This window comes from Mucilaginibacter yixingensis (genome assembly GCF_041080815.1).
GTDB lineage: Bacteria > Bacteroidota > Bacteroidia > Sphingobacteriales > Sphingobacteriaceae > Mucilaginibacter > Mucilaginibacter yixingensis.
In genome coordinates this window covers 2,915,379-2,940,616 of record NZ_CP160205.1, presented here as the reverse complement: position 1 = coordinate 2,940,616, position 25,238 = coordinate 2,915,379, and the positions used below count along the sequence as shown (strand labels likewise).

Here is a 25,238-nt window from a genome sequence, read left to right as displayed (position 1 = left end):
TTAGCTTAATTATATTATTCCGTCAAAATACCTTAGAAGCCGTAGCTTACGCCGCCAAAGATATTAAATCCGTAGTTAGGATAATACAGCCAAGTTTGAGAATGTGAGTTGAGTAAGTTGTTAACTTGTCCAAATACACTGAAACGGTTATTGATTTTGTACTCTATGCCACCGTTCAAATCAGCAAACGAGCTAATGGTTACCACGCTTTGTGTGTTAGTGGTTGGGTTAAGCGTGCGGTCTTTAGTATCGCCACGCACCACCAGGGTACCATTAATGTTTACCTTGTTGCTGATATGGATGGTTGTACCTGCGGTAATATTTAATTTAGGCAGATTCCATGGTTGTGCTTCGGTAGCCATCTGGTAGTCTTTAATCTCTACACGACCAAATATATCTACATCTTCTGTTGCTTTAAAGTCTAACTCGCCGTTGAAGCCGGTAACTCTGGCGCGACCGCCATCATAGATCACATTAAAGCGGTTGTAGCCGCTAGCAAAGTTGAAATCGCTGATAAGCAGCGGCATGTTCTTCACTTCGTTGCGGTAGATAGAGAATTTGAAGCCTATGCCCGGCGCCATTGTACCTTTTAAACCGGCAGCTACATCAATCTGATCTACCGAGTTTTTGATCGGGATGTTTTGTCCTAAGAATGGGTTTTGGTAAGACAGATCATGCATTGATGTTTTGTTGACGTCGCCTTTTACTTCGGCAAACAGTCGCACATATTTCGGGATCACCTGGAACTCCAAACGTGCCGCCGGGAAGATAGAGAAGCGTGAGTTGAAACCAAATTCATCAACAATGTTTACACCGGCGTCTATCTTATAGTTGGTGCCCTGAAATTTGAGGTAAGGATTTAAACGAATGATGTTGTTGCTTAATGAGTACAGACTATCTTTCTGAGTACTCAGATCTAATGAACCATTTAAGCCGGCATAAAACTGCTTAACAGTTTCATTGATAAAGCCCGACAACACTACGCTACTCTCGTGGCCCTGAAAGGCGTTGTTAAAAATATAGCCATTCAGCTTAGCAGCGTAAGTAAAATCCTGATCAACGTCTTTGAAGTTTTTGGTCAGCTCGCCCTCAGCGCTAATGGTGTTGAAATGCTGTGCATCAACATTTAATTTAGTTGGAACAGCATATTGATTGTAGCCATAGAAATCGGTGCCTAAACGGTCATAACCTATACGGCCGCGTACACTTACCACTTCGCCAACGCTTTTGCCAAATACTTTGATCTCGTCATTGCTGTAGTTCTGCTTGTAAAAATCAGAGCCCGATTGTGCAAAGTGCTTCAGATAAACGCCGGTTTGCAAGGCATTATCCCGGCCGTTGTTTACATACAGCTCTCCATAAGTAGTTTTCATGCTACCCAGGCCGCCTTTAACGTAGTTGTTATACAGGTCAGAATCGCGTTGGGCGGGCATTTTCATGGCCTCCATCTGGCGGATATCTGAGTTTTGCTCCAAGCGTTTGTCTATCGTTTTGTAAGCAAGCGGAGCCTTGTATGGCGTTTTATCTTCCAGATCCGGGTTGCGACGGATTTTTACTGCATCGGCCAAAACCGGCTTGTAATTGGTGGTTACCACAATTTCTTCAGAAAGACTACCGCCGTTTTGTGTGTTAGCACCGGTGCCACCTTTTTTGGTGGTATCCTGAACCGCAGCCTTAGCCGCTGCATCGCCTAAGCTTTTAGCCGATGATTTGGACGGAACTGCTGCCGTTTTGGTTGCTGCAGGTTTGGTAACCGGCTTGGTAACTGCTTTAGCCGCTGCTGGTTTAGCCGCTGCTTTTTTTGTGGTGGCCGTTGTTTTTTTCGCGGTCGTTTTTTTTGTCTGTGCTGTTGCAGGGACTAAAAATAAAGCCATCCCAAAAGTCAGCAGCGCGTATCTTGCGTTTAATCTCATTGCTGTTCTTCTTTTTTAGTTATTCCCCTGTTTTTTAACATTTGTACTATCAACGGCTGGTTGTTGTACGCCGGTGGTATCAGTTACCGGTTTCACCACCGTTTTTGGCGATACTCCGGTTAGCCTATCCAGTTTCTGATGTGCTTCGGGCAATATATCGTCATTGCCTTTGTAGTTTTCAATCACACTTTGCAGGGTTGCCTTAGCCTGGAAGTTGTCTTTCAGTGCCACATAGTTATCTGCCAGCAGGATGAACGCTTTTGCCACCCAGTAATCATAAGCCGACAGCTCTTTCACCAGATCAAAACATGTTTTTTGCGATGTTTTGTATTGGCGACGCTGATATTGTACCAGTGCCAGGTTGTATTTGGCTTCGGCAGCTGCTACGGTTTTGGTGTTGGCTACGGTATAGTCTAACTCCTTAATAGCGGTTGCGGTATCGCCTTTTGCCAGGTAAGCTTTACCTGCGTATAAGCCGGTTTTAAACTTATCTTCCTGACCTGTTTTCTCGTTATCACGAACCAGGGCGGCATATTTCAGTACATCATCGGCAGCGTTCATCTGCGAGTAGCAAAGCAGCAGGTTATTGATAGCAAAGGTGTAATCTGCTTTGTATTCTGAGTTGGTTTCCAGTCGTTTAAGGAAAACTACGGCCTCGTTGTACTGTTTTTTAGCCAGGTACATGTTAGCCATGCTGATGAGCGATTTCTCGGTATAAGCGCTGGTCCAGTCGTTCAGGATCACATTATAGTCCTGAACTGCTTCATCATCGCGTTTCAGGTTAACTAAAGCCTGTGCGCGAATGAAGCGCATTTGTTTCTCATAGATTGGTTTCGGGAACTTATCATAATAAGCATTTACTGCCGAAACCGTGCCCTGCCAATCGCCTTTTACATACATGTTGTTGGCGGCAGTTTGCATAATGTTCTCCTGCTCGGCGCTTGAATAGTTGCCAATAGGGGTGGAGGCTGCATAGCTGATGAAGGTTTGTGCATCGCCTTTATCGGTATAGATCTTCTCAATTTGTTTGAGTGATTGTTTAGCCTCGTCTGTAGACGGGTAATCTTTAATTACACGTTTAAATGATTCAACCGCCAGGTCATCCTTGTCGGCATTGTAATCAATCAAACCAACGGTAACTAAGGCGCGCGGGATATAGCTGCTGTTTGGATATTTCTGAATCATATCCATCAGATCGCTCTTGGCGCGGTCGCCATCGTTTTTAAGGAAGTAGGTGTAGGCAATCTCAAACGCCGCGTCATCTGCAAAGTCTGAGTTAGGGAACTGGCTCAAAACACTGTTAAGTGTGCTGATCTTAGCATCAGGCGAACCCTGCAAGCCCTGGATCATACCGCGTTGGAACAAGGCATAATCCTGTCCCTGGCTGCGTTGGCCAATAATGCGGTTGTAGTAGGTCATGGCCTTATCGTAGCTTTTCAGTACGAAGTAGCTATCGGCCACACGGGTAACGGCATCATTGATGGTGTTTTTATCTTTCTCTTCGCCGGCCAGGAAACGCTCAAAATAGTTGGCAGCTTTTTTATACTGCTCATCGTTAAAGGCAGAGTAAGCCAGCGCGTAATTGGCATAATTAGCCAGACCTGTGCTTTTTGCCTCCGGCATATCCAGGAAGTTCTCAAACTGCTCTACCGACTCGTGGTATTTACGTACCTCATACATGGCTTCGGCCATCCAGTAAGTAGTAAGTGCAGTGATCTTGCCGTCCATCTGGTATTTTAACGAGCGCAGGAAGATACCGATGGCATTTTCAAAAGCACGCTCGTTAATAAACTGCAAGCCGCGGTAGTAGGTTACTTTTTGGTAAGCAATTTTGGCGCTTTCTGTTTTGTTCTGAATTGGCTCCAAAATTTCTACCGCTTCGCGATAGTTATGCGAGGTTAGCAACTCTTCGCCCAATAAGATCTTCATCTCATCAGTACGGCCTGAGCGCGGATAGTTTTTCAGGTACAAACGGGTGGCATCCAGCGCCTGGGTGTTAAAGTCCAGCTCGTATGATAGTTTGGCATACTCGTACAGGGCATCTTCCTGCAGTTGTCTGTCAAAATTTAGTCTTGACGCGGTGAAGAAGGCGTTGCGGGCACCTTGCTTGTTACCCAGTTTCAAGAACGCATCACCCAGGGTATAGTTACCGTTTTGGCTGTATACATCATCTTTATCAACCAGTTTCTCCAGCTCAACAGAAGCTTTTTGGTAAGCGCCTGTTTTGTAGTAAGCGTAACCAATCTGGTAGCTGTCCTGAGTGTTTTGTGTAGCGCCGTTATCCTGCGCCTGGAACTTGCTGTAATATTTAACCGAGTTAGGGTAATCGCCTTTGGCAAAATAGGAGGCGCCTACAATGCGAAACATCTCGGTCTCGTTCTTCTGATGCGTGGTATTGAGGATAGGGATGGCATAGTTTAATACATCGTCATAGCGTTTATCTAAAAAGTAAACGGCCGATATGTAGTATGGATAGCTATCCTGGTATTTCTTAGAGTTTTTCAATCGCTCAAAGTTTACCAGCGCCAGATGATAATCTTTATTGAGGTAAGCAATGTAAGCGAAGTAATAAGTAGCGTCCTCGGTATACTTGGATCTTTTGTTTTTTACATCGCTAAATAGCGCTTGCGCGTCTTTATAATCATTGTTTATGAAGTAGGCATAGCCCTTCATAAACTTATACTCGGTGTTCTCGCTGCCGTTCAGTTCGCCGGCTTCAACCTTGCCAAACCAACGCAGTGCATCGTTGTATTTGCCTTGTTTGAAATAAGAGCGACCAATCTGGAAAAATGCCAGCTTGGTAAGCGGATTTTCCGGGTGTTCTTTTGCAAAGCGCAGGAACATGCTCTCGGCATCATCATTGCCCAGTTCCAGTGCGCAGAGTGCCTCATAATACTGCGAATTTTCTTTCAGCAGCGATAGGTTTGACTCAAAATCTGGTTGGGTGGTAGTTTTAATCCGCGAATTTTCTATTATTCTGAATTGCTCGGCAGCAGCCGCATATTTGCTTTTGTCTAAAAGTTCAATAGCAGTATGGTAGGTGCGATAGAGCTGTCCGCCGGGGTTTTGTTGTGCGTAAAGCGTTGATGCAGAACAAGCGGTGAGGAAAAAGGTAATGTATTTTACTTTCATTATCGTAGGTAATGCTCACAATTTTGGCTAAAATAGCAATTAGGCCATGATGTAATCCACAAGAGTAATTAACAACGTGTGGATAACGCAAATTAAACGGTACGGTTTGCCGCTTGGTATCAATGTGGAAAAGTTCTGGACGATGGATGGCGCCGGCCATCGGGGGAAGGCGCTTGGTGGATAGTGCCTGTATATTATCAAGGATTACTCCCCGCAAAATAAAGGCGTACGGATACCACGCTTCTTTTTACACAAAACGCTATCCTGACCGCATCTTCCCCTTCACTAGACTGTTCCTACAGCCAGGGCTTGAAAAAGCTTTTCAATCTCTATTGGTTTGCGTAAGAAACCATTGAAGTAGGAGGCGTATTCTTCCTGATGTTCAGCGGTTATATCGGCGGTAAGGGCAAAGATTGGGGTGGCAAAATTAGGGTTGGCGCCGCTTTCGCGGATGTTGCGGGTAGCATCAAAGCCGTTCATTTCGGGCATGTGGATATCCATCAGTATAAAATCAAAGATCTTTTCTTTTGATTTTTCTACCGCTTCGGCCCCGTTTGATACATGTTCTGAAATGATGCCCCAGTTTGATAATAACTTTCTGGCTACCATGGCGTTGATAAGATTATCTTCAGCTAATAGTACAGTTTTATTTTTGAGTTGCCCGATGGGCATTTCGGTTTTACGGGTAATGCTGGCTACCGGTTTAAGTTTCAGGTCGAAATAAAACTCAGAGCCATAATTTACCTTGCTGCGCACATTTACTTTGCTGCCATGCAACTCCACCAGTTTTTTAACAATGGCCAGCCCTAAACCAGAGCCGCCCTGTTTACGGGTAGTTACTGAACGGGGCTGAGTGAAGCTCTCAAACAGATCTGCAAAGAAATTTTTGGGGATACCCACGCCGGTGTCTCTTACTATAAAGCGCAGTATATCATAATGTTTATCGGCTTTAACTTTATTAATATTGATATCAACCCGACCGGCTTCGGTGTATTTAATGGCGTTGCCAATCAGGTTACTCAATATTTGCGATAGCTTGGTTTCGTCTATTTCATAGCCTTCGGCTACATCGTCGGCTACGCTTAAACTCAGTTTCAAGCCTTTCTCTATAGCCATGCTGCCGTAAATCTGTTTCAGATTATCAAGCAGGGTTTTAAAGTTGCAGGGGTGAATATCCAGCTGCATTTTGCCGGCATCCAACTTGGTAAAGTCAAGGATGTCGTTAATAATGAGCAGGAGGTTGTTTGACGCAAACTTGAGCGAGTCTAACAAGCGCTGGTCTTCTTCGTCTGATTTTTCTTTTAATAGCGACGTAATTGTGACTACTGCATTGAGGGGCGTGCGTAGCTCATGGCTCATGGTAGAAAGAAACTCCTGCTTCACTTTTGCAGTTTGCTCGGCTGTTTCTTTTTTCTTGATAATGTCGGCCCTTTCTTTGGCCAAATTCGCTTCTTTCTCCATTGATTCCATGCGCTTTATCAGCTCATAGTTTTCAATAATTTGCAGGGTTTGGGCATTAATTACGGCCTCCTTCTGGGCAATATAACGTTCAAGGTATTTAAGCGCATTTTCTGTGTCAAGCTCTGATTTATAGAGTTGATACATCAGGTACTCGCACTTAAATTTAATAATGATAACGTTAAACTCTTCGGCAAACGTAATGGCTTTTTCTAATAAATTTCGGGCCTCTGCTAGGTGCCCGGATTTTAGATAGAGCTCTGCCAGGCGACGCTGTACCATGCCCAATCCCAGCTTTTCGCCTACAGACTGGTGGATCTTCATGGCATCTTTAAAATCCTCTTCGGCTTTGGCATATTCACCGGTTCTAAGATATACTTTGCCACGACCGTACAGCGCAAAGGCCAGTCCGCGGGTGTCGCCACTTTCATTTTTCATGGCGATGGAGCGTTCTACCAACTCAAGCGCCAGTGGCACGTTGCCTTGTTTTAAGTATATCCCAGAGAGCGGGTTGTAAGCGTTTGATTCAAGACTGATATCCTTCGCCTTCTTTGCCGCTTCAATAGCGCCCTCATAGGCCTTTATGGCGTTGTTCTGATCGCCAAAGAACTCGTAGATGGTGCCTAATGATTTTTGTGTGCGTGCCTGGTTATGATGGTCGTCGTATTTTTGATAAGTAGCCAGGCAGTTAATAAGGTAAATAAGACCTAAATGGAAGTTATCTGTCTTATAATAATTGCCGGCTATACTATAACGGGCATCGGCAATGCCGCGGTCATCGTCCAGTTCTTCAAAATAAATGATCGCCTCCTCGGCCATGCTGATAGATTGCCCGTATTCGCCCCGGATCATATAGAAAAGCGACAGGTGATTGAGGCTTTTGCCAATCAATGCCTTGTCATTCAGCAAACGGCTGATATCAAGCGCTTTCTGCGCCTGCTCTATGCTGAACGTAAGGTTACTGATGCGGCTTTTATAAGCTTCATCCAACAACGAAAGCACATTGCTGTTATTACCCGGCAATATTGTATTCATTTAGTTTAGGTATAACTGAAATAGTTAAAAAAATAGGGCGCAACCAATATACATAAATGTATTACACATATCTTATAAGTACACGCTAAATATTATAAGTGTTATTGGAGGCTTCTTAAATAAACGTATGAGCAGGCGCGGCTAAAAATGAGACAGGAACAGCGATGGATTTGCTGCTTTTTTTAATTAATACGGAGAGATGGGGGCAAAAGTTGTCACTGTGCTAATTTGTTTAAATAAAATTAACACGATAAGGAATTTTTATGGAGTTTAAGTTTTCTATTTTCGCAGCAAAAACGCTATTGATATCTGTCGGTCAATGTTTTGGCAAACACGTAATAGCTTTTCTGGCATTTGGCACAAAACATTTTGCGCACTTTCAGAAAAAAGAAAATGTTTCGGGTAGCCCAACTTCTGCGCTGGTGAAAATGATACAGGTTACCGCACTTTGGACAGCAATTTCCTGATTTGATGTTTAAAAGATTAGACAAAGGTTACCGGTGCTAATTATTCAATTAGCAAAGCTATGCTTTTAATTGAATAACCTCAATTTTTTACATAAAATTTCCTTAAGCACTTGGCGCAGTAGAAGCGTCTAAGGTTCAACCACGAAAAAAGATATTTGGCAACTGCTCCGCGCCGAACGCGCTCTGCTGTAGAACCGCAACGGCGGCAAATTACTCGCGAACGCGCGTCACTCAATCCTGTTTGTTGATGGGAGGCAACCATAGTAGCTTAGGGGCTTTTTGTTTCAGCAAAGTTATTATTTTTAGGCATATATGCAATAGTGTGTGCGTTTTAAATATATATTATTAATTTGTTTAACTAGTTGTTTGTTAATTTAATAGCGCATAAAAAAAGTGCTTTACAACTTATGTAAAGCACTTTAATGGTTAATGGCATATAAACGCTGGTTTAACACTTTCTAATAAGTGTTAGCCATGTTCTTAATGTTTTCTAATAACCGTTACATTGTGTGATGGGTGGGTTACCGTATGGTGCCTGCGCCAGTAAGCGCGGCGCTGAGCTCTCTGCACTTTTTCAACATGTCTGCGGTGTTCATTACCAATAATGTAGCCACCGCCGGCACCAATAGCACCACCAATAAGGGCACCTTTAACGCCGTGGCCTATCAGGCCACCGGCAACTGCACCGCCGGCACCGCCAATTATAGCGCCTTTAGCCTGCGAACTCATTTTTTTATGTTCTTGAGCCATGCTTTGCGTGCTAAGAGCTGTAAACATCATGGCGCTTATGATAGTGAAGCAAAAAAATAACTTTTTCATAGAATTAGGGTTTTAGTTGTAATTATTGATAATCAGTAACAAATACCCTGCCACTAAGTTTTTTATAAATAGTTATTACGGCTTTACTGCTGTTTATTGGCCGTAACACGCGATCCTTCTTTATCAAGTGTTTCAAAAACAATGGTTTTACTGTCTAATTGCGACACCCAGAAGGGGAAGGTGCGGCTTTGGCCGCCAGGTAATTGCTCTGTGTACTGTATATTTTTTCCTTCAGTTTTGAAGCTGCCATGCGACAATAGCTTGCCTCCCCACCACATTTCCAACTGATCATTCTTTTTAAAGAGGATGTAAGGTTTGTTGGCTTCTAACTCATCGTTGTTTACAGTATCTGTAGCGTCGCCCTTAGGGTGATCTACTTTTACGTAGTTCCATTTACCATAAAGCTTGTCGGCACTTAAACCGCCGGTGCAGGCGGTAATAAAAAGCATAACGATAGCCAATAGGCCGGCAGTGGTTTTAAAGTTCATCATGCCGCAAAATAAAAATCAAAGGGCAAAATAAGCTGGACATAGCTCAAAATAATTTATACAAAACTATCCAAACCGGCTCATGTTAAAACAATATGATGTAACCTAAAGTAGTAAAAGTATGAGCGCGCAAACACCCAAAAAAATGGCACATAAAACCGGCGATAGTGAGGAGCTGAAAACCGATAGCCCGCTGAGTGAGAAAGACGAGGTTAAAGCTGCCGAAGAACGGACCGTCAAAGCGCACAAAAGAGCTACAGGCGGAACCGGCGGCGCAAAAAGAACGAAGTAAAATTATCTATGCAATTCTTTCAACTCCTGTTTAATTTCCTGAAGTTGTTGCTGGGTCTGCCTGTTTTCCAGGTAGAAATAAATAGCGCAGATCAAAAATATTTTACCGAGTATAAATATGCCTGCAAGTACCCATCTCCAGTTTTTATGCACCCGCATGTGGCTCGATTCTGATTCCACATCAATAAAAGCAGGGGTATCGGTATAGGCATTTTTCTGCCTGCCTTGACCTGTATACCGCCGGGCGCGGGCCTCTTGAACAATAAGCGAATTAATTTCGGCTTCTATTTTAGACCAGCTTTCTGCGGGTGGGGTAACGGCCATGGTTTGGGCAATGTGCTCCATATCGGCCTCTAACTCATCCAGTGCTTCCCGCACTTCAGGATACCGCTCTTTCAAAAACAATACTTCCTGCTCTTCTGCAGGTGTAGCAGCGCCGGTGGCAAAAACCTCCAGCGCGCCGCTGTTTATGTATTGTTTAATATCCATCTACGTAGTTTTCCTTATCGCGGCAAAAGCCTCTTTTAGTATTTTTCTAATATGGGCCTCATCCATTTGAAGCGAGGCCGCCACTTGTGCTGTACTTTGGCCCTGGTAGTATATACGGCAAAAGATGGTTTGTTGTTCTGTCGTCATGCCCGCTAAAAATTTATTTTGCGTTGCGGGTAAATAAACTTCGTCGTTTTGGTGGGCATCAGTGCGTTCCAGCAATAGCTTTCGGGCCATTAACTGTAAGTGTAGATAAATATTTGTATCGGGCTGCTGGTTTTTTAGTTCCAGCGGTAAGCGGGTAAAAACTTCTGCTAAATAGTGTTCGGCCAGTTGTTGGTCTTTTACCACTTCATAGATGTAGCCCAGTAGCATAGCGCTATACTGCTCATATATGGTGCGGGTGGCATACATATGATTGGATGAAACAACAGGCTGACTCACAGATGGAAAAAGTTATATAGCGTCGATAAATTTAGCTCATCAAATATAATTATAAATATCAAATATCTTGAACTTGTGGTTTCTTTTGAGTTAATTTTTTAAAATAAATTGATATTTAATATTCCTGTAAGCTATGACTGACCTGCATGTAGCACAGTTGCATGCAGGTTAGTTATAGCTACAAAAAATCAATATGAACAGGTTGCTGATGATATTTGATTTATTAATTATTTAAATAAGCATTGGGCACGTTAGGAGGTTGATAGTCTATGCCATAAGCTTGTTTTATTAAAGCCGACACAACCTTAGCCGTAGTAATTGGGTCGCGGTGCATTTGCGGCAACAACCCCATCATGGTATAACTGAGTGGGTTTACGGCCGGGATAAATGTTTCCCACTCGTAGCCTTTGCCCCATATTAATCCCTTAACGGTTATGCTTAAATCAGGCACATGCTTTAAAAACAGGTGAAGCAATTCTAATTCATGACCTCCAAGTGAATTTACCAGATGGAAAATAGGTGTATGGCCTCCAAAACCATTTTCATTGAGGCTTGCCCGTGCGTTAATATCGGCACCGCCGTTAAGCAATACCGTTGCACAATCCAGGTGCCGATACTCAGCTGAAAAATGTAGTAGCGTGCCGCCGTTGAGCGGCGTAAAAGTGCATTTAAATCGGTTATAGGTACGGTGCACAATTTCTGGGTCAGCTTTGATCAAGGCTTCCAATTTATCAGCGTCATTAGCAAGCACGGCCAGGAGAGGGGCATCATCAAACTGAAGGCCATAATTTATAAAGATGCGCACGCATTCTTTGAACTTAGGCGAGCGCGAGTACATATCCACTAATCTATTAAACAATGGCTCTCCTTTGCGCATCTCGTTAGGGTTGCCCTGTATTTTAAAATAATTTTCTATGGCCACCGTATCGTGCCTTTCAAATGCAGTGATGATGTTGCTGTGATCTCCCATAGTGCTAATTTACAATAGTTTGCTTTTCTGTGGCATACCCGTGTAAATTCTTAAATTAGTCAAGGCTTACAGCCTCAAAAAATATTTTAAAAAAAACTGTAACAATTCACCTAACCTTAAATCTTATTATCGATTTCATGACCAAGGTACTACAAATGTCATGATCATCGTTCGCCGCCCGCACCTTCAGGGCAGCCTTTAAAACAATCTAAAAACAATTATCAAAAATGAACAACTTGATTAACTTCTGGTGGTTGCTGCCGCTTGTTGCAGCTGTTATTGCGTACAAATTTGTTTTACGCGCTTTCTTCGGGATGATTATCGTGCCCGACGACCGTATTGGCCTGGTCATCAAAAAGTTTGCCCTCTATGGCGATAAGCGATTGCCTGACGGCCGTATTATAGCTATTAAAGGCGAGGCCGGTATGCAGGCCAAACCTTTAGCCCCGGGGCTTTACTGGCGCATGTGGCCATGGCAGTACAGTATTATCATGGAGCAGTTTACCATCATTCCGCAAGATAAACTGGGACTGGTAAAGGCTAAAGACGGTGCCAGTATGGATACCGGCCGCGTGCTGGGCAAACCAGTTGATTGCGATAAATTTCAGGACTCGCAGGCATTTCTTGAAAATAACGGTCAGAAGGGGCCGCAGGCGGCATTTCTTACGCCTGGTAGTTATCGTATCAACACCTTTTTGTTTGAAATTGAGATGGTGCCTATTACCCAGGTGCAGGAGAATAAAGTGGGTATTATAACCACGCTTGACGGTGAACCGTTGGAGAAAGGTGAGATTGCCGGCGGATCTGTAGAGGGACACCGTAACTTTCAAGACCCGATGGCATTTATCCAGGCCGGTGGTAAAAAAGGTTTGCAGGAAGACGTGATCCTGGCAGGTACTTACTACCTCAACCCTTGGTTTGTGATTGTAGAGCAGGTAGCCATGATGCATATCCCTATCGGTTATGTAGGGGTGGTTAACTCCTTCGTCGGTCCGGAAGGTACCGATACCAGCGGACTGGCATTTAAGCACGGCAACATCGTCAATAAATACGAGAAAGGTGTATGGAATGATCCGCTCGATCCTGGTAAGCACCCGGTAAACATTTATACCCACGCGGTAGAGGTGGTGCCTACAACCAACATCGTGCTTAACTGGGCCAACAGTCGCACAGAATCACATGAACTGGATAAGAACCTGAGTACCATTAGTGTACGTTCTAAAGATGGTTTTACCTTTAACCTGGACGTATCTCAGATCATCCACATACCGCGTAACGAGGCGCCAAAGGTAATAGCAAGGTTTGGTAACATGCGCAATCTGGTATCGCAAGTGTTGGAGCCTACCATTGCCAACTACTTCCGTAACTCTGCACAAAAAAGTGGTGTGATTGAGTTTTTAACCAACCGTTCACAAAGACAAGAGGATGCTAAAGCGCAGATCAGCACGGTGCTGATGGCCTACAACGTTGAAGGTGTGGATACCCTGATTGGTGATATTGTGCCGCCGGAAGCCCTGATGAAAACGCTGACCGATCGTAAAATAGCCGAAGAAGAGCGTGTAACTTATGAAATTCAGCGTAACGCCCAGGTAGAGCGTAAAGAGTTTGAGAGTGCTAAAGCCGGTGCCGATATGCAACCGGAGGTAGTAAAATCAACCCGCCAGGTTGAGATCAACACCCAGATGGCTGCTGCAAAGGTTGCCGCTGCCAAAGGTGACGCAGAGTCTAAAACCATTAACGCAAAGGCCGATGCCGAGGTGCAAACTATCAACTCAAAAGCAAATGCCCTGGCAACAGAGGTTAACGGTAACGCTGATGCCGGTAAAATTAAAGCGATAGGTTTGGCCGAAGCCGAAGTAACCAAGCAGAAAACCGAAGCCATGGGTACAGAGCAATATGCCATCGTACGCGTAGCCGAAGCGCTGGCCAGCAACGGTGTGAAACTGGTACCAGAAATTCTGATTACCGGTAAAGAGGGTGGTACTAATGATATGGTTAGCGCCTTGCTGGGTACTGAGTTGATGAGGAAGTTGAAAGACGATAAAAGTATGAACCAGAATTAAACGAATTATTAATATTAACAGGATGCAAATAATTACATAAAATTAGCTGCCGTGAATCATAAAGATCATGGTTGAGACAAACAGAGAAGGCCCCAATTAAGGGGCCTTCTTTTTTATATATGATTAAATGAGTTTGTACGCTTGATATACAGATCCTGTTAATTCCAAAAATTCGTTTAATCCAGGTTCTTCTTATTTCTTCAATGCCGAATAAATGGTATTGGCTATCAAATCGCCGCCCGTATCACTTGGGTGGGTACGGTCAGCGTTGAACAAGCCATTGGCAGAGGCCTGTGCAAACGAACCGAAAGCAACGTTAAGATTAACATAAGCCGTTTTATTATCAAGCGAAAGCTGGTATAGCACTTTAGCATAATCGGCTTGTTTGTATTTTCTTGGCGCGTCAGAAGTTTCGTACACTGTTTGCGGCGGACTCATCAGAATAATATCACAATTAGGCGATATAGCGCGCAGTTTGGTAATGATGTTTTGCACGCTGGTTTTATAATAAGCAGGATCAATATCCTGGATCTGCTCATTAACACCGTATTGGATCAGTGCGCCCTGAGGAGCAAGCAATTGCATAGACTGGTTCCACTCATCGTTCTGAGCTGGGTAGTCTGCCCTGGCGCCAGATATTCCGCATTTGTCCATCATCATTTTATTACCGCCCCACTTGCTAATTACACCGCAAAAGTTCATGCCTACGCTTAATGGGTCTATATCTACCGTGAAATTGTCACCTGCAGTGCTTACATCAACTACGGTGTTGCCAATTGAGGTAGCTGTATTAGCGGCAAGATTAACCGTTGTCCATGTGCCGCCATTAACGCGGTATCTAAAACTTTCGGCCGTAGTTGGTTTTTCGTAAACTATGGTCATCGTGTTAACCGCTTCTTTAGATGTAACGGTTATGGTAGCGTTGGTTGCCGTTGTGTTGGTTACCCATCCGTCCGGGCCAATGGTTTTCTCACGGGTGTAATTCCATTTAGCATAGTCATAGGTACAGTATAATATATTCGGGTCTATAGACTGGTCCATAATGTGGAGGCCTTCATCGTCTACACGGCTAAAGCTACAATAGCCGGAGCCGCCATCAGCATAGCCGTCGTTTAACACTTTGTAAAATAATTTCCAGGCGTAATAATTACCCTGAGTATAAGAGTCACCTATTAATACCCAGTTAAAAGCTGAATTGGTGGGGCTTGCCTTGTAGGTTTTCCACTGTGCCAGATTTTCTGCGCCCACTACCGCGGTTGTGGGCAATCCATCGCTTGATGTAGGTTTGGGATCGTCGCTGATCCCTGCCTTTTTACAGCTCTGAGCCGACGCTAAGATCACCAGTGCCGTCAGCAGCGTGCCTGATTTCTTGAAGATTTTTTTCACTAGATGTAGATGTTGGTTAAGATGTTCAATAAGGTTTTGGTTTATTTATTTATAATAAACGGCGAATTTGGTTTCAAATTATGAAATAAAATCCATCGCAATTTAATAAAATGATATCATTTTGCATTGTTGTAATAAAACGATTACGATAATTTAATGAGGAAATTATTTACGCTTAAAACATAAAACGGCCTGTAAAAGAGCCGTTTCGTTTTTCAAAAAGTAGATATAGGGTGTTTGCAATAAATGCCGGTTTCTGATAGGCAGCGCTATTAGAGCTGCCTGTTAAAAAGTTTTTCAAAGTAAATGTTATTGGTATGGCCGGTCTACCGTTAAATCACGGTATTTTTGCGTTTTTACGCGCTTGTGTATTTACATGGCAGGCGATTGTTAGTTTTTGGTATATCTTTAGTAAATGGCAACAGAAGTAAAATGTCCGTCGTGCGGAACCAATTTCCCGTTAGAAGAAGCGTTAAATGAGGATTATAAAAAGGAACTGCGTCAGCAAATGCAGGGCTTTATTACACAGAAAGAGCAGGAGTTTAAACAACGCGAAAAGGCATTTGAAACCAAAGAGCGCCAGCAGCAGGAAATATTTGAGCAACGCCTGGTAAAAGAAAAACAAGAGCTACAGCGCAACATGGAAGAAAGCCTGCGCCGTACCATTGCTACCGATTACGAGAATCAACTCACGCTTTTACAGCGATCAAAAGAAGAGAGTGATGAAAAACTCAAATTATCGCGCCAGAAAGAGCTGGAGTTTCTGCAAAAAGAAGAGGGCCTGAAACGCCGTGAGGAGGAAATGGAGATTGATACGCAACGCCGCTTGCAGGAGCAACGTAATGAACTGGCCGAACAGATTCGCAAGCAGGAAGCCGAGAAATATAGCCTTAAGGATACCGAATATCTGCTGAAACAGCGCGAGCTGGAAAAGCAGTTGGAAGACCAGAAAAAACTGGTTGACGAGATGAAGCGCAAAGCCGAGCAAGGCTCCATGCAGCTACAGGGCGAAGTACAGGAACTGATACTGGAAGAATTGCTGCGCGAATATTTTCCGTTTGATGTTATCGCCGAGGTAGGTAAAGGCATTCGTGGTGCCGATTGTGTGCAAACTATCCGTAACCAGTTTGGGCAGGAGTGCGGTCGCATTATTTATGAGAGCAAACGTACCAAAGAGTTCTCTAACGATTGGATTGAGAAACTGAAGAAAGATATGCGCAGTATTGGCGTAGACGTGGCCGTTATTGTAAGCCAATGCTACCCCAAAGGCATGGACAGCTTTGGCCAGGTTGATGGCGTGTGGGTTTGCTCTTTTGAGGAGGTGAAAGCGGTGGCCTATGTGCTGCGTGACGGTATTATCCGCCTGTCTAACCAGGCCCGCTCGCAAGAGAACAAGGGCGATAAAATGCACCTGCTGTATGACTACCTGACCGGTAGCGAGTTTAACGAACAATGGAAAGCTATCCGCGAGGGCTACATGAGTATGCGTACCTCCATCCAGCGCGAACGTGACGCCATGGAAAAAATGTGGAAGGCCCGCGAGAAACAATTGGAAAAAGTACTCCTCAACGCCGCACATATTGCCGGCTCCATAGAAGGTATTGCCGGTAGTGACTCCATTCAGTTGAGTTTGACTGATGAAACCGATGATGCGATGATGCTGGAATAAACCTGTATACTAAACCTATCACAATATGATCTATTTTAAAAAGATACAAACAAGCGCAGCCGATCAGCGCCAACTAGAACAGGCTTTGCGCAAAATGGCATTGAAAAGAACACGTCCCTTGGATTTGTATGTTTCATCAACTGATATAGGTACTGATAAATACTTTCATGGGTTTGAAGGAAAGAATGGTGTGCAGTTTACCCGCATACGCTCTTCTCTGGAAAGGCTTGTTCCTAAGCTCATCATTAAAATCCCCCAAGACCCCGGCGCTAATTATTACCAGGTACGGCTCGGAGCGGTATCTTTATTCTATTTGTTAATATTTATCCTGCCAATTGCAGCTATCGTGCATAATATTATGATAAATCCTGCCGATGGTGATTATAATTTTATTTGGGTATTATTCTTATACATAGGTTTGTTTTATTTGGAGTACAGGCTAACCACCTCCAGGGTTGAGAAAGCGATATCCAAATACAAGGAAGCCTCGGCTTAACCCCGTAAGATTATTGTAACACCTCCGCTATAAAACTCCACTAACCGCATATTTCCCTAAATTGCTCATACCAATAAAACCTACTCAAAACTTTTATGAGCAAATTGACCATGCCTCAAAGCCTGGGCGCGGACGTTAGTCGCAGGCATTTTATAAAACTGGCCGGTGTTTCTGTGGCTGGGCTGTCAATATCAGGTTTAGCTTTTGCTGCTGCTGGTGGCGTTAGCATTATTTCAGATCCTGTTGATGGGGTAGCCGCATCGGCTGCTGCGCAATGGGCAATCTTAGAACTGACTAAAAGCCTTACTGCGAAAAATATCAAGGTTCAACATGTCAAATCAGTAAGCGAGGCTGCGGCCGGTAACCTGCTAATTCTTGCTGCTGGCTCAACATCGGTTCAAACCTTATTGAAGGCTGCAAACGCAACTATGCCGGCAACCTCCGAAGCGCTAGCCCTGGTGCCTGTAAAATTCAAGGGCAGACCTGTGCTGTTGGCCGCCGGGCATGATGAACGCGGCTTGGTTTACGCCCTGCTCGAATTGGCCGACCGCGTAAAGTATGCCGCATCGCCACTGGCGTCGCTGCATCAAACCAAAGCTGTTATTGAAAAACCAGCCAACCGGGTGCGCAGCCTTAACCGCTTGTTTGTAAGTAATGTTGAAGATAAACCTTGGTTTAACGATAAACAGATGTGGCCCGAATATCTCACCATGCTGGCCACACAGCGCTATAATAAGTTTAACCTGAGCCTTGGCATAGGCTATGATAACTTACAAAACGTTATTGATGCTTATTTTCTTTTCGCCTATCCGTTCCTGATGGATGTGCCTGGTTTTAACGTACACGTACCCGAATTGGCAGATAGCGAGCGCGACAATAACTTGCGCATGCTGCGCTATATCAGCGAGGAGACGGTAAAACGTGGGATGCAGTTTCAACTGGGTTTGTGGATGCATGGCTATGAGTGGCTGCACAGTCCTAACCCCAATTACAACATCAAGGGACTAAACAAAGAGAATCATGCTGCCTATTGTGGTGCTGCTGTTAAGGCTTTGCTGAAGGCTTGTCCGGCAATTAGCGGTATCACCCTGCGCATTCATGGTGAAGCCGGTGTGGCCGAGGGTAGCTATGATTTCTGGAAAACCATTTTTCAGGGCGTGGCCGATTGCGGTCGCGTAGTATCTATAGACATGCACGCCAAAGGGATTGATGATGAAATGCTGAATACCGCACTCTCTGTAGGCGTACCCATCACCGTTACCCCTAAATATTGGGCAGAGCACATGGGGATGCCTTATCATCAGACAGATATCCGTAAAGAAGAAATTCCGGTGCCTAGCAAAAAAGCCAACGGTATGTATAACCTCAGCTCGGGCTCGCGCAGTTTTACCCGCTATGGTTATGGCGATCTGTTGAAGGAGGATCGTAAGTACGATATCGTACACCGCATTTGGCCGGGCACCCAGCGCCTGCTGCTCTGGGGCGATCCGCTCACAGGCGCGGCGCAATCGCGCGCGTTTAGTTTCTGCGGCAGTGCCGGCGTAGAGTTGATGGAACCATTATCATTCAAAGGTCGCAGAGGATCTGGTATTGCAGGAGATAGGTGCGGCTATGCCGATGCCAGCCTGAAGCCGCATTGGGATTGGCAAAAGTATGAGTACAGCTTGCGGGTATTCGGCCGAACGCTATATAATCCGGATACGGACGCCGATGTTTGGCATCGCTATTTAAAACACCAGTTTGGCGCTGGCGCCGATGGGGTAGGCAAGGCACTAGCCAGTGCTACGCGTATTTTACCGACCATCACTACCGCGCATGATCCTTCTGCCGGCAACAACAACTACTGGCCCGAAATGTATACCAACCAGGGTATTTCACGACCAGAGGTAAAAAATCCTTATTACGATACTCCTAAACCGGCAGTTTTTGGCCTAACATCACCACTTGATCCGCTGATGTTCTCTACTGTTAACGAGTGTGCTGATGAATTACTCAAGACATCGCGCAGTGGTAAATACTCGCCTATTGACGTAGCCACCTGGTTGGAAAATCACGCGTTGAATGCCGAGCAAGGACTAAAAGATGCCGATGCCAAAGTATTAAATAAAAACAGTGCCGAGTACCGCCGTATGACGGTAGATGTTTGGATGCAAATAGGCTTGGGTCGGTTCTTTGCCGCTAAGATGCGATCTGGCGTATTATTCGGCATCTATCAGCAAAGTGGAGATTACGAAGCCTTGCAGCAAGCGCTTAAGCTATATCGCACAGCCCGCCAGCACTGGGCTGATTTGGCCGAACGTGCCCGCAACGTTTACCAGAAAGATGTAACAGCCGGGCCGGAAGCATTTTTGCGCGGTCATTGGTTAGACCGTTTGCCTGCCATTGATGATGACATTGCCTTTATGGCCAAAATGCTCAACGAAGCTAAAAAGCCTGAGGGCGCCCGTGCGCCCCATGCAGAAGCGGCAATTGTCACCTGTATTACACCTGCTTTGCCGCATTTGGTAACGGCCAATCATCAGGCACCATCTCATTTTAAACCTGGCGACACCTTACCTGTCACCATTAAGTTTGAAAAAGTGCCGCAATCGGTTCAGTTGTGCTATCGCCATGTCAATCAGGGTGAGCGGTTCCAATCAGTAGATATGCTCTTGGAGGGGGTAACTGGCAAAGCCACCATCCCGGCTGAGTATACTAATTCGCCTTACCCGTTACAATACTATTTTAAGGTTAACCAGCTGCCAGAGACAACTATTAATTATCCTGGGTTGGGTAGTCATTTAATTGATCAGCCCTATTTTGTGGTGAGGAGAGGTTAGGTGGTTTCTTTTATCATTTATACTTTTTTAGTAGAAATAACGTCATAATGCTTTCAACCAAATCTTATGACACTAAAAGTTACTAAACTGCTTGCCTTTATACTCTTTATGGGTATGCCGTTTTTAGCAAACGCACAAAATGGCCCAGATTTAACCGATGCACTCAACCACCAACTGATTCCGCTCCGAACTGTTGAGCCTGACACTGGTTTTGCTGATCTGGAGCCGTTGAAAGCTATCTTGAAAGACAAGCAAATCTTTGGCTTGGGCGAAGCTACACATGGCACCCATGAGTTTTTTACGTTTAAACACCGGATGCTGGTGTTGCTGGTGAAAGAGCTGGGCGTTAAAACTTTTGTAATAGAAGGCGACTTTGCCGGCGCGCAGCAAATGAATGATTATGTGCTATACGGTAAAAATAGCCTTAACCAGGGACTTGTGGGTTTGGGCATCAGAGCCTGGATGACACAAGAAGTTGCCGATATGGCCGAATGGATAAAGACTTATAACGATACACAAACGCCGGAAAATAAAGTAACTTTTTGGGGATGTGATTTGAAACTTGCTTATTTTATGGTTGAGCCGGTTAAACAGTATTTAACGGCAAACCATCAGCTTACACCTGTTTTAGATAGCGGTTTTAGCGCAATGCGCAAATATGGGCACCCCTTAACTGAAACAGATAAAGCATCGGTAAAGGCAGCCTTAGGTGAATTAAGTAAGATCAGTTTTAATAAAGCAGATCCGGGTAAATTGGCTTTATATCAGCATTATGTGCGGCAAATGCAGCAGTGCTTTGATTATGTGGGAGCCTATTCTAAGTTGTTCCCTGCCCGGCAAGACAATGTAAGGGATAAATACATGGCCGAAAACTGCGAATGGATATACAACCAAACGGGACATAAAAAGATGATGATATGGGCACATAATCAACATATATGCAAATCATCAGGTAGCGAAGGGCATAACCGCATGGGTATGCGACTGGCTAAAACGTTTGGCGAGGCTTATTATGCCGTGGGTTTTGACTTTTATGATGGCGCTATGAGGTCATTTGACATGCAAACTATGAAATATGTAGCTGTGCCAATAGCGCCCGCTAAAGCCGATGCTACCGGCAACGTGTTTTCAAAGTGCAGCGCGGCAAACTTTATACTTGATTTCAAAAGTGCATCAGCCAACCCGGTTATCAAAAACTTTCTAGATAAAGAAGTACCATCATCTTTCTACGGAGCCGAATACAATGCCCCTAGCTATGTTGAACACCGGCTGGCAGATAGTTATGACGGAGTTATCTTTATAAAGAATACTACCCCAGCCAGATCGTTAAAACCATCACAGCAATAAAATATCGATGCGGTGCGCGTGTACCGTTTGTAGGTTTTCAGACCAGGCAAAAATGGTAAAATGTCCATCTTGCGAGGCTACCATTGCCATGGCTCCATGCTGATCGTGCACAAACTGGGCTGCCGCCAGGTGCCGGGTGCCCCCGTTTTGGGCGGGGTGTATGTAGCTGGCGGTGCCATCTGTGGTTGGTTCGGTTACCAGCATCTGGGTTACGGGTATGCTTAGCTCGGCCCGGGCTATTTTGGCGCCGAAGGCCAGTAGTTCATGGCTGCGGTTAATTATGGTTGCGCCGTCAACAGCGGTAAAACCGCCAATAATGTCTATAGCGTTGCGCATGGCCTGCTGCCATTCCAACTTACTGCGGTTTTGTTTATCCTGCTGCATCAGTTCAGAAATGCCGGTAAAGCGCGGCGTAACAGGATAGGATATGGGGTTGATGATTGAACTGCGCCACTCTTCATCATCATTCGGTACAATCAGTACCAGTCCGCCGCGGTTGTGCGAGCGCATGCTGGCGGCAATTTCAATCAGTATGTTTAAAGATTCGCCGTTCATACCAGGCAATGGCATGGCCATTAATGACGATAGTACATCCGGGCAATCGCTCAGCGCGGTGTTTTGCTCGTCAACCATCTTGATCTGGTCGCCCTGTAAAACAGCTACGTTAACAAACTTGCCAAATCCGTCTAAGTGTTTGTGTTTAATAACCAGCAGTCCAGGTTCAACTACTTCTAGCACAAAACAAAGGCCAGGTATGCGGTGCGTGGTGCCCCAAATGTAAATACCTTCTTCATCGCACCAGGCGCCCAGGTGTATACCAGGTTGCTCTACAGCAGGTGCCAGCTTGGTTAGATTATGTGGGGTAAGGCGTAGCTTATTGGCCAGCACCAGCGGATTACCCGCCTGCGAAGGTTTCAATATGGCAATAGAAATTTTAGGCGGATGCCCTTCCTCACGCAGCAAACTGGCCCAAAAGGCCGCATCTATAATGTTTTCAATTATCGATAGATTGGGTATGCTGGCCAGGTTTTCAAAACCAGCTTGTCGCGCGTTTTGCACCTGAACGGCAAAATGGGCTTCAACTTGTGGCGCTACAACACGGGCGGCCAGATACATCGGTTCTGATTGCATGACGGGCAGAATTTTAGGTAAACAACAAGCGCAAGTTAGTTAACATATCCCGCCCGCAGCTGTTTGTAAAAGTAAAAAATGTGTAAAATGCGTTTTAAGTTTAATTTTGAAGCTATCAGCTGAAAGATATGCCTGTTGCTAAAACTGAATATGACGCCATTGTGGTAGGCTCCGGTCCGAACGGGCTGGCAACTGCTATACTAATGCAGCAGCAGGGGCTATCTGTTTTGCTGATTGAAGGGCAAGACCAGCCCGGCGGTGGCCTGCGTACGCAGGAGCTAACGCTGCCTGGTTTTAAGCACGATGTTTGTTCGGCTATCCATCCGCTGGCGGAGGGCTCACCTTTTTTTGAAACGCTGCCGCTGAGCAATTACGGACTGGAATATATCTTTCCGCAGATTGCCGCCGCCCATCCCTTTGATGATGGAAGCGAAGCTACATTGCAGCAATCCATTACTCAAACTGCTGCCACGCTGGGCGCTGATGCTTTAGTGTATCAACAATTAATGGCGCCCTTAGTGAAAAACTGGCCACTTATAGCAGCCGATGCTTTGGGTCCGCTGAGCGTGCCGCAACATCCGTTAGCAATGGCCTCCTTTGGGTTGAAAGGATTACAACCGGCAACCGTGCTGGCTAAAAAGTTCAATACCGAAACAGCAAAAGGCTTTTTTGCCGGAATGGCAGCGCACAGCATTTTGCCGCTTAATAAAATAGCCACATCTGCTATTGGGCTGGTTTTGCTGGCTAACGGACACCTGAAAGGTTGGCCTCTACCCAAGGGCGGTTCACAAAGTATTGCTGATGCCTTGCTGGCTCATTTTAGATTCCTGGGCGGCGCGCTGCAAACCGGTACCTATATCACCCATTTAAATCAGTTACCATCGGCCAAAGCCATATTGTTTGATATTACTCCGCGGCAATTACTGCAAATAACCGGTCACAAATTTTCATCTATCTATAAATGGCAGCTTGAACGATACCGCTATGGCATGGGCGTCTTCAAAATGGATTGGGCGCTGGATGGTCCGGTTCCCTTCAAGTCAGCAGGAGCAAGGCAAGCGGGTACCGTGCACCTGGGCGGTACTTTTAATGAGATTGCTTTAGGCGAGCAACAAGTGTGGCAGGGAAAGCATCCAGAGAAACCATTTGTATTGGTGGCACAACAAAGTTTGTTTGATCCATCACGCGCACCTGAAGGCAAACACACGGCCTGGGCTTATTGCCATGTGCCGGCAGGATCAACTCAAGACATGACCGGCATTATAGAGCAACAAATAGAGCGCTTTGCTCCGGGCTTTAAAGACCTGATTCTGGCCCGGCATACGTTCAACACCCATCAGATGGAGGAATACAATCCCAATTATATTGGTGGCGATATTAACGGCGGCGCAATTGATATTGGTCAGCTATTTACCCGTCCTGTATTGCGCAGTTCGCCTTACAGAACCTCGGCAAAGGGGCTTTATATCTGCTCGTCATCTACGCCACCGGGTGGGGGTGTGCACGGCATGTGTGGCTATCATGCAGCTAAACGGGCCTTGCGTGATGTGTTCAATATCAGCCTGAAATAATCTATATATTCTTTTTAGGAATAAAGTATTTTGAAGATAGTTCTTGTTTTCTATTTGTGTTTGCAATAACTTTGAATTTCAAAGTACTTTATATGTTTAGATTCAGCCCACGGTTCTTCAGTTGGACCCTCGTTTTGTTTGCCGTAGAAGCCATGATAGCTGCTTTTGCTCATGATGACTTTGTGCGCCCTGTGCTAGGCGATTTTTTTGTGGTGATGCTGATCTATTGTGCTATTAAAAGTTTCTTCAAAATACCTTACGGATGGTTGGGCCTGGGTGTGCTGCTGTTTGCTTATGCTGTAGAGACATCGCAATACTATCACCTGATTTATAACCTGGAGCTGCAAAATTCTACAACGGCCAAACTTATTCTGGGTACAGGTTTTTCATGGGGAGATATTAAAGCTTACACCTGGGGTATTTTTGTAATGATGGTACTGGAGTGGTCGCAAACGGGCAAGAAAGTACCGGCTAAAACAGCAATGTATTAATGAGCAATTTTGTAAGCACCAATTCTGTTGTACGCAAAATATGGGGCAGAGCCGATGTGGTACTGTTCATATTCGCCGGTTCGGCCGCAGAGTTTGCACTGAACAAGGCGGTAGATTGGCTATACTTTACCGGTAAACTACCGGCAGATCCGCTGGGCAGGCTTTTTTCAACGGTTGCTTATGCGCGGCGCATCATCTTTGCCGATCTGGATGAAGCTCATCGGGCCATAGACCAAATCACCGCCATCCATCAGGGAGTTGAGCAGAGCCGTGGCGCTAAAATACCAGATTGGGCCTATCGAGACGTGTTGTTTATGCTGATTGATTATTCTATCCGTTCTTTTGAACTGTTGGACCGTAAACTAACTGATGCCGAAAAACAGGAGGTGTTTGATGTTTTCTATCGGGTAGGCGCCCGCATGCAACTGCAAGGACTGCCGCAAAACTATCAGGAATGGGTGGGGATGCGTCAAGGTCATCTGGATAATGATTTGATCTGTAGTGATTTTACCGCCGATCTGTATCGCCAGTATCGCAAGCATCTGGGCGGTCTCCGGTACTTTGTGATGAAGCAGGTGCAACAGATGCTACTGGCGCCGCGAGTGCGCCAATTGCTGGGAATGGGTCGCGTGGTTATTTTAAAGCCGGTGTTATTGGTTTACCGTTTGTTCCGGTCGCTACGTTGGGAGCGTCCGTTTAAAAATGCCTTATTGCCGCAAAAATATAAAGCACAAATTTTGGCTTTGGATGCGGCCTAAA

At 45.1% G+C, this 25,238-nt stretch carries 20 protein-coding genes; 10 read left to right on the top strand and 10 right to left on the bottom strand.

What is annotated here, in order from left to right:
- Positions 1–32 precede the first annotated feature (32 nt).
- From ABZR88_RS11930 to ABZR88_RS11920, 3 genes are all read right to left on the bottom strand, one after another.
- Positions 33–1,913: a hypothetical protein gene (locus ABZR88_RS11930; RefSeq protein ID WP_146166592.1), complete on the bottom strand. Its 1,881-nt coding sequence runs from the start codon at positions 1,911–1,913 to the stop codon at positions 33–35.
- Between the two features lie 15 nt (positions 1,914–1,928).
- Positions 1,929–5,045, bottom strand: a complete 3,117-nt coding sequence (locus tag ABZR88_RS11925; RefSeq protein WP_107830529.1) for a tetratricopeptide repeat protein — start codon at positions 5,043–5,045, stop codon at positions 1,929–1,931.
- 285 nt (positions 5,046–5,330) lie between these two features.
- Entirely contained in the window at positions 5,331–7,538 is a 2,208-nt protein-coding gene (locus ABZR88_RS11920) for a tetratricopeptide repeat protein (RefSeq protein ID WP_107830527.1), read from the bottom strand.
- A gap of 263 nt (positions 7,539–7,801) precedes the next feature.
- Between ABZR88_RS11920 and ABZR88_RS11915 the strand changes: the two genes are divergently transcribed.
- Positions 7,802–8,005 (top strand): hypothetical protein, encoded by a 204-nt coding sequence (locus ABZR88_RS11915; RefSeq protein WP_107830525.1) that lies wholly within the window; start codon positions 7,802–7,804, stop codon positions 8,003–8,005.
- 480 nt (positions 8,006–8,485) lie between these two features.
- Here ABZR88_RS11915 and ABZR88_RS11910 read toward each other — a convergent pair whose 3' ends face one another.
- Both ABZR88_RS11910 and ABZR88_RS11905 read right to left on the bottom strand, forming a co-directional pair.
- Complete coding sequence (locus tag ABZR88_RS11910) at positions 8,486–8,824, bottom strand: YMGG-like glycine zipper-containing protein (RefSeq protein WP_107830523.1); 339 nt, start codon at positions 8,822–8,824, stop codon at positions 8,486–8,488.
- 83 nt (positions 8,825–8,907) lie between these two features.
- Positions 8,908–9,315, bottom strand: coding sequence for a hypothetical protein (locus tag ABZR88_RS11905; protein WP_146166591.1), 408 nt, complete (start codon positions 9,313–9,315; stop codon positions 8,908–8,910).
- Between the two features lie 142 nt (positions 9,316–9,457).
- Between ABZR88_RS11905 and ABZR88_RS11900 the strand changes: the two genes are divergently transcribed.
- Positions 9,458–9,604: a hypothetical protein gene (locus ABZR88_RS11900; RefSeq protein WP_369434688.1), complete on the top strand. Its 147-nt coding sequence runs from the start codon at positions 9,458–9,460 to the stop codon at positions 9,602–9,604.
- A 2-nt stretch (positions 9,605–9,606) separates the two neighbouring features.
- On the opposite strand, the gene ABZR88_RS11895 is transcribed toward ABZR88_RS11900, so the two are convergent.
- The 3 genes from ABZR88_RS11895 to ABZR88_RS11885 form a co-directional block, all read right to left on the bottom strand.
- Positions 9,607–10,092: a hypothetical protein gene (locus ABZR88_RS11895; RefSeq protein WP_107830519.1), complete on the bottom strand. Its 486-nt coding sequence runs from the start codon at positions 10,090–10,092 to the stop codon at positions 9,607–9,609.
- Positions 10,093–10,536: an RNA polymerase sigma factor gene (locus ABZR88_RS11890; protein ID WP_146166590.1), complete on the bottom strand. Its 444-nt coding sequence runs from the start codon at positions 10,534–10,536 to the stop codon at positions 10,093–10,095.
- A gap of 223 nt (positions 10,537–10,759) precedes the next feature.
- Positions 10,760–11,506: an ankyrin repeat domain-containing protein gene (locus ABZR88_RS11885; RefSeq protein ID WP_107830515.1), complete on the bottom strand. Its 747-nt coding sequence runs from the start codon at positions 11,504–11,506 to the stop codon at positions 10,760–10,762.
- 227 nt (positions 11,507–11,733) lie between these two features.
- Here ABZR88_RS11885 and ABZR88_RS11880 point away from each other — a divergent pair, with 227 nt between their 5' ends.
- Positions 11,734–13,569 (top strand): SPFH domain-containing protein, encoded by a 1,836-nt coding sequence (locus tag ABZR88_RS11880; RefSeq protein ID WP_107830513.1) that lies wholly within the window; start codon positions 11,734–11,736, stop codon positions 13,567–13,569.
- A gap of 192 nt (positions 13,570–13,761) precedes the next feature.
- On the opposite strand, the gene ABZR88_RS11875 is transcribed toward ABZR88_RS11880, so the two are convergent.
- The gene (locus ABZR88_RS11875) at positions 13,762–14,955 is read right to left on the bottom strand and encodes a GDSL-type esterase/lipase family protein (protein WP_170113666.1); all 1,194 of its coding nucleotides are present in this window, start codon (positions 14,953–14,955) and stop codon (positions 13,762–13,764) included.
- A 415-nt stretch (positions 14,956–15,370) separates the two neighbouring features.
- Between ABZR88_RS11875 and ABZR88_RS11870 the strand changes: the two genes are divergently transcribed.
- The 4 genes from ABZR88_RS11870 to ABZR88_RS11855 all read left to right on the top strand — a co-directional run bounded on the left by ABZR88_RS11870 (position 15,371) and on the right by ABZR88_RS11855 (position 21,286).
- On the top strand, positions 15,371–16,624 hold the full coding sequence (locus tag ABZR88_RS11870) for a DUF2130 domain-containing protein (RefSeq protein WP_107830509.1): 1,254 nt from the start codon (positions 15,371–15,373) through the stop codon (positions 16,622–16,624).
- Positions 16,625–16,649: 25 nt separating this feature from the next.
- Entirely contained in the window at positions 16,650–17,120 is a 471-nt protein-coding gene (locus tag ABZR88_RS11865) for a hypothetical protein (protein WP_107830507.1), read from the top strand.
- 95 nt (positions 17,121–17,215) lie between these two features.
- On the top strand, positions 17,216–19,939 hold the full coding sequence (locus ABZR88_RS11860; RefSeq protein WP_211309858.1) for a hypothetical protein: 2,724 nt from the start codon (positions 17,216–17,218) through the stop codon (positions 19,937–19,939).
- A gap of 66 nt (positions 19,940–20,005) precedes the next feature.
- The gene (locus ABZR88_RS11855; RefSeq protein WP_107830505.1) at positions 20,006–21,286 is read left to right on the top strand and encodes an erythromycin esterase family protein; all 1,281 of its coding nucleotides are present in this window, start codon (positions 20,006–20,008) and stop codon (positions 21,284–21,286) included.
- Here ABZR88_RS11855 and ABZR88_RS11850 read toward each other — a convergent pair.
- Positions 21,275–22,417 (bottom strand): putative sensor domain DACNV-containing protein, encoded by a 1,143-nt coding sequence (locus tag ABZR88_RS11850; protein ID WP_107830503.1) that lies wholly within the window; start codon positions 22,415–22,417, stop codon positions 21,275–21,277. The two genes, ABZR88_RS11855 and ABZR88_RS11850, sit on opposite strands and share 12 nt — an antisense overlap.
- 128 nt (positions 22,418–22,545) lie before the next feature.
- Here ABZR88_RS11850 and ABZR88_RS11845 point away from each other — a divergent pair, with 128 nt between their 5' ends.
- From ABZR88_RS11845 to ABZR88_RS11835, 3 genes are all read left to right on the top strand, one after another.
- Positions 22,546–23,988, top strand: coding sequence for an NAD(P)/FAD-dependent oxidoreductase (locus ABZR88_RS11845; protein ID WP_107830501.1), 1,443 nt, complete (start codon positions 22,546–22,548; stop codon positions 23,986–23,988).
- A gap of 152 nt (positions 23,989–24,140) precedes the next feature.
- Positions 24,141–24,479, top strand: coding sequence for a DUF2809 domain-containing protein (locus tag ABZR88_RS11840; protein ID WP_211309857.1), 339 nt, complete (start codon positions 24,141–24,143; stop codon positions 24,477–24,479).
- Positions 24,479–25,237: an oxygenase MpaB family protein gene (locus tag ABZR88_RS11835; protein WP_107830497.1), complete on the top strand. Its 759-nt coding sequence runs from the start codon at positions 24,479–24,481 to the stop codon at positions 25,235–25,237. The genes ABZR88_RS11840 and ABZR88_RS11835 overlap by 1 nt, the downstream gene beginning before the upstream one ends.
- Position 25,238 lies beyond the last annotated feature (1 nt).

Bases quoted from the DNA above. Each gene is read 5' to 3' on its own strand.
- ABZR88_RS11910 (WP_107830523.1), bottom strand. From the start codon at position 8,824: ATGAAAAAGTTATTTTTTTGCTTCACTATCATAAGCGCCATGATGTTT.
- ABZR88_RS11880 (WP_107830513.1), top strand. From the start codon at position 11,734: ATGAACAACTTGATTAACTTCTGGTGGTTGCTGCCGCTTGTTGCAGCT.
- ABZR88_RS11845 (WP_107830501.1), top strand. From the start codon at position 22,546: ATGCCTGTTGCTAAAACTGAATATGACGCCATTGTGGTAGGCTCCGGT.
- ABZR88_RS11885 (WP_107830515.1), bottom strand. From the start codon at position 11,506: ATGGGAGATCACAGCAACATCATCACTGCATTTGAAAGGCACGATACG.
- ABZR88_RS11850 (WP_107830503.1), bottom strand. From the start codon at position 22,417: ATGCAATCAGAACCGATGTATCTGGCCGCCCGTGTTGTAGCGCCACAA.
- ABZR88_RS11865 (WP_107830507.1), top strand. From the start codon at position 16,650: ATGATCTATTTTAAAAAGATACAAACAAGCGCAGCCGATCAGCGCCAA.
- ABZR88_RS11925 (WP_107830529.1), bottom strand. From the start codon at position 5,045: ATGAAAGTAAAATACATTACCTTTTTCCTCACCGCTTGTTCTGCATCA.
- ABZR88_RS11895 (WP_107830519.1), bottom strand. From the start codon at position 10,092: ATGGATATTAAACAATACATAAACAGCGGCGCGCTGGAGGTTTTTGCC.
- ABZR88_RS11860 (WP_211309858.1), top strand. From the start codon at position 17,216: ATGAGCAAATTGACCATGCCTCAAAGCCTGGGCGCGGACGTTAGTCGC.
- ABZR88_RS11835 (WP_107830497.1), top strand. From the start codon at position 24,479: ATGAGCAATTTTGTAAGCACCAATTCTGTTGTACGCAAAATATGGGGC.
- ABZR88_RS11840 (WP_211309857.1), top strand. From the start codon at position 24,141: ATGATAGCTGCTTTTGCTCATGATGACTTTGTGCGCCCTGTGCTAGGC.
- ABZR88_RS11915 (WP_107830525.1), top strand. From the start codon at position 7,802: ATGGAGTTTAAGTTTTCTATTTTCGCAGCAAAAACGCTATTGATATCT.
- ABZR88_RS11870 (WP_107830509.1), top strand. From the start codon at position 15,371: ATGGCAACAGAAGTAAAATGTCCGTCGTGCGGAACCAATTTCCCGTTA.
- ABZR88_RS11900 (WP_369434688.1), top strand. From the start codon at position 9,458: ATGGCACATAAAACCGGCGATAGTGAGGAGCTGAAAACCGATAGCCCG.
- ABZR88_RS11905 (WP_146166591.1), bottom strand. From the start codon at position 9,315: ATGATGAACTTTAAAACCACTGCCGGCCTATTGGCTATCGTTATGCTT.
- ABZR88_RS11855 (WP_107830505.1), top strand. From the start codon at position 20,006: ATGACACTAAAAGTTACTAAACTGCTTGCCTTTATACTCTTTATGGGT.
- ABZR88_RS11930 (WP_146166592.1), bottom strand. From the start codon at position 1,913: ATGAGATTAAACGCAAGATACGCGCTGCTGACTTTTGGGATGGCTTTA.
- ABZR88_RS11920 (WP_107830527.1), bottom strand. From the start codon at position 7,538: ATGAATACAATATTGCCGGGTAATAACAGCAATGTGCTTTCGTTGTTG.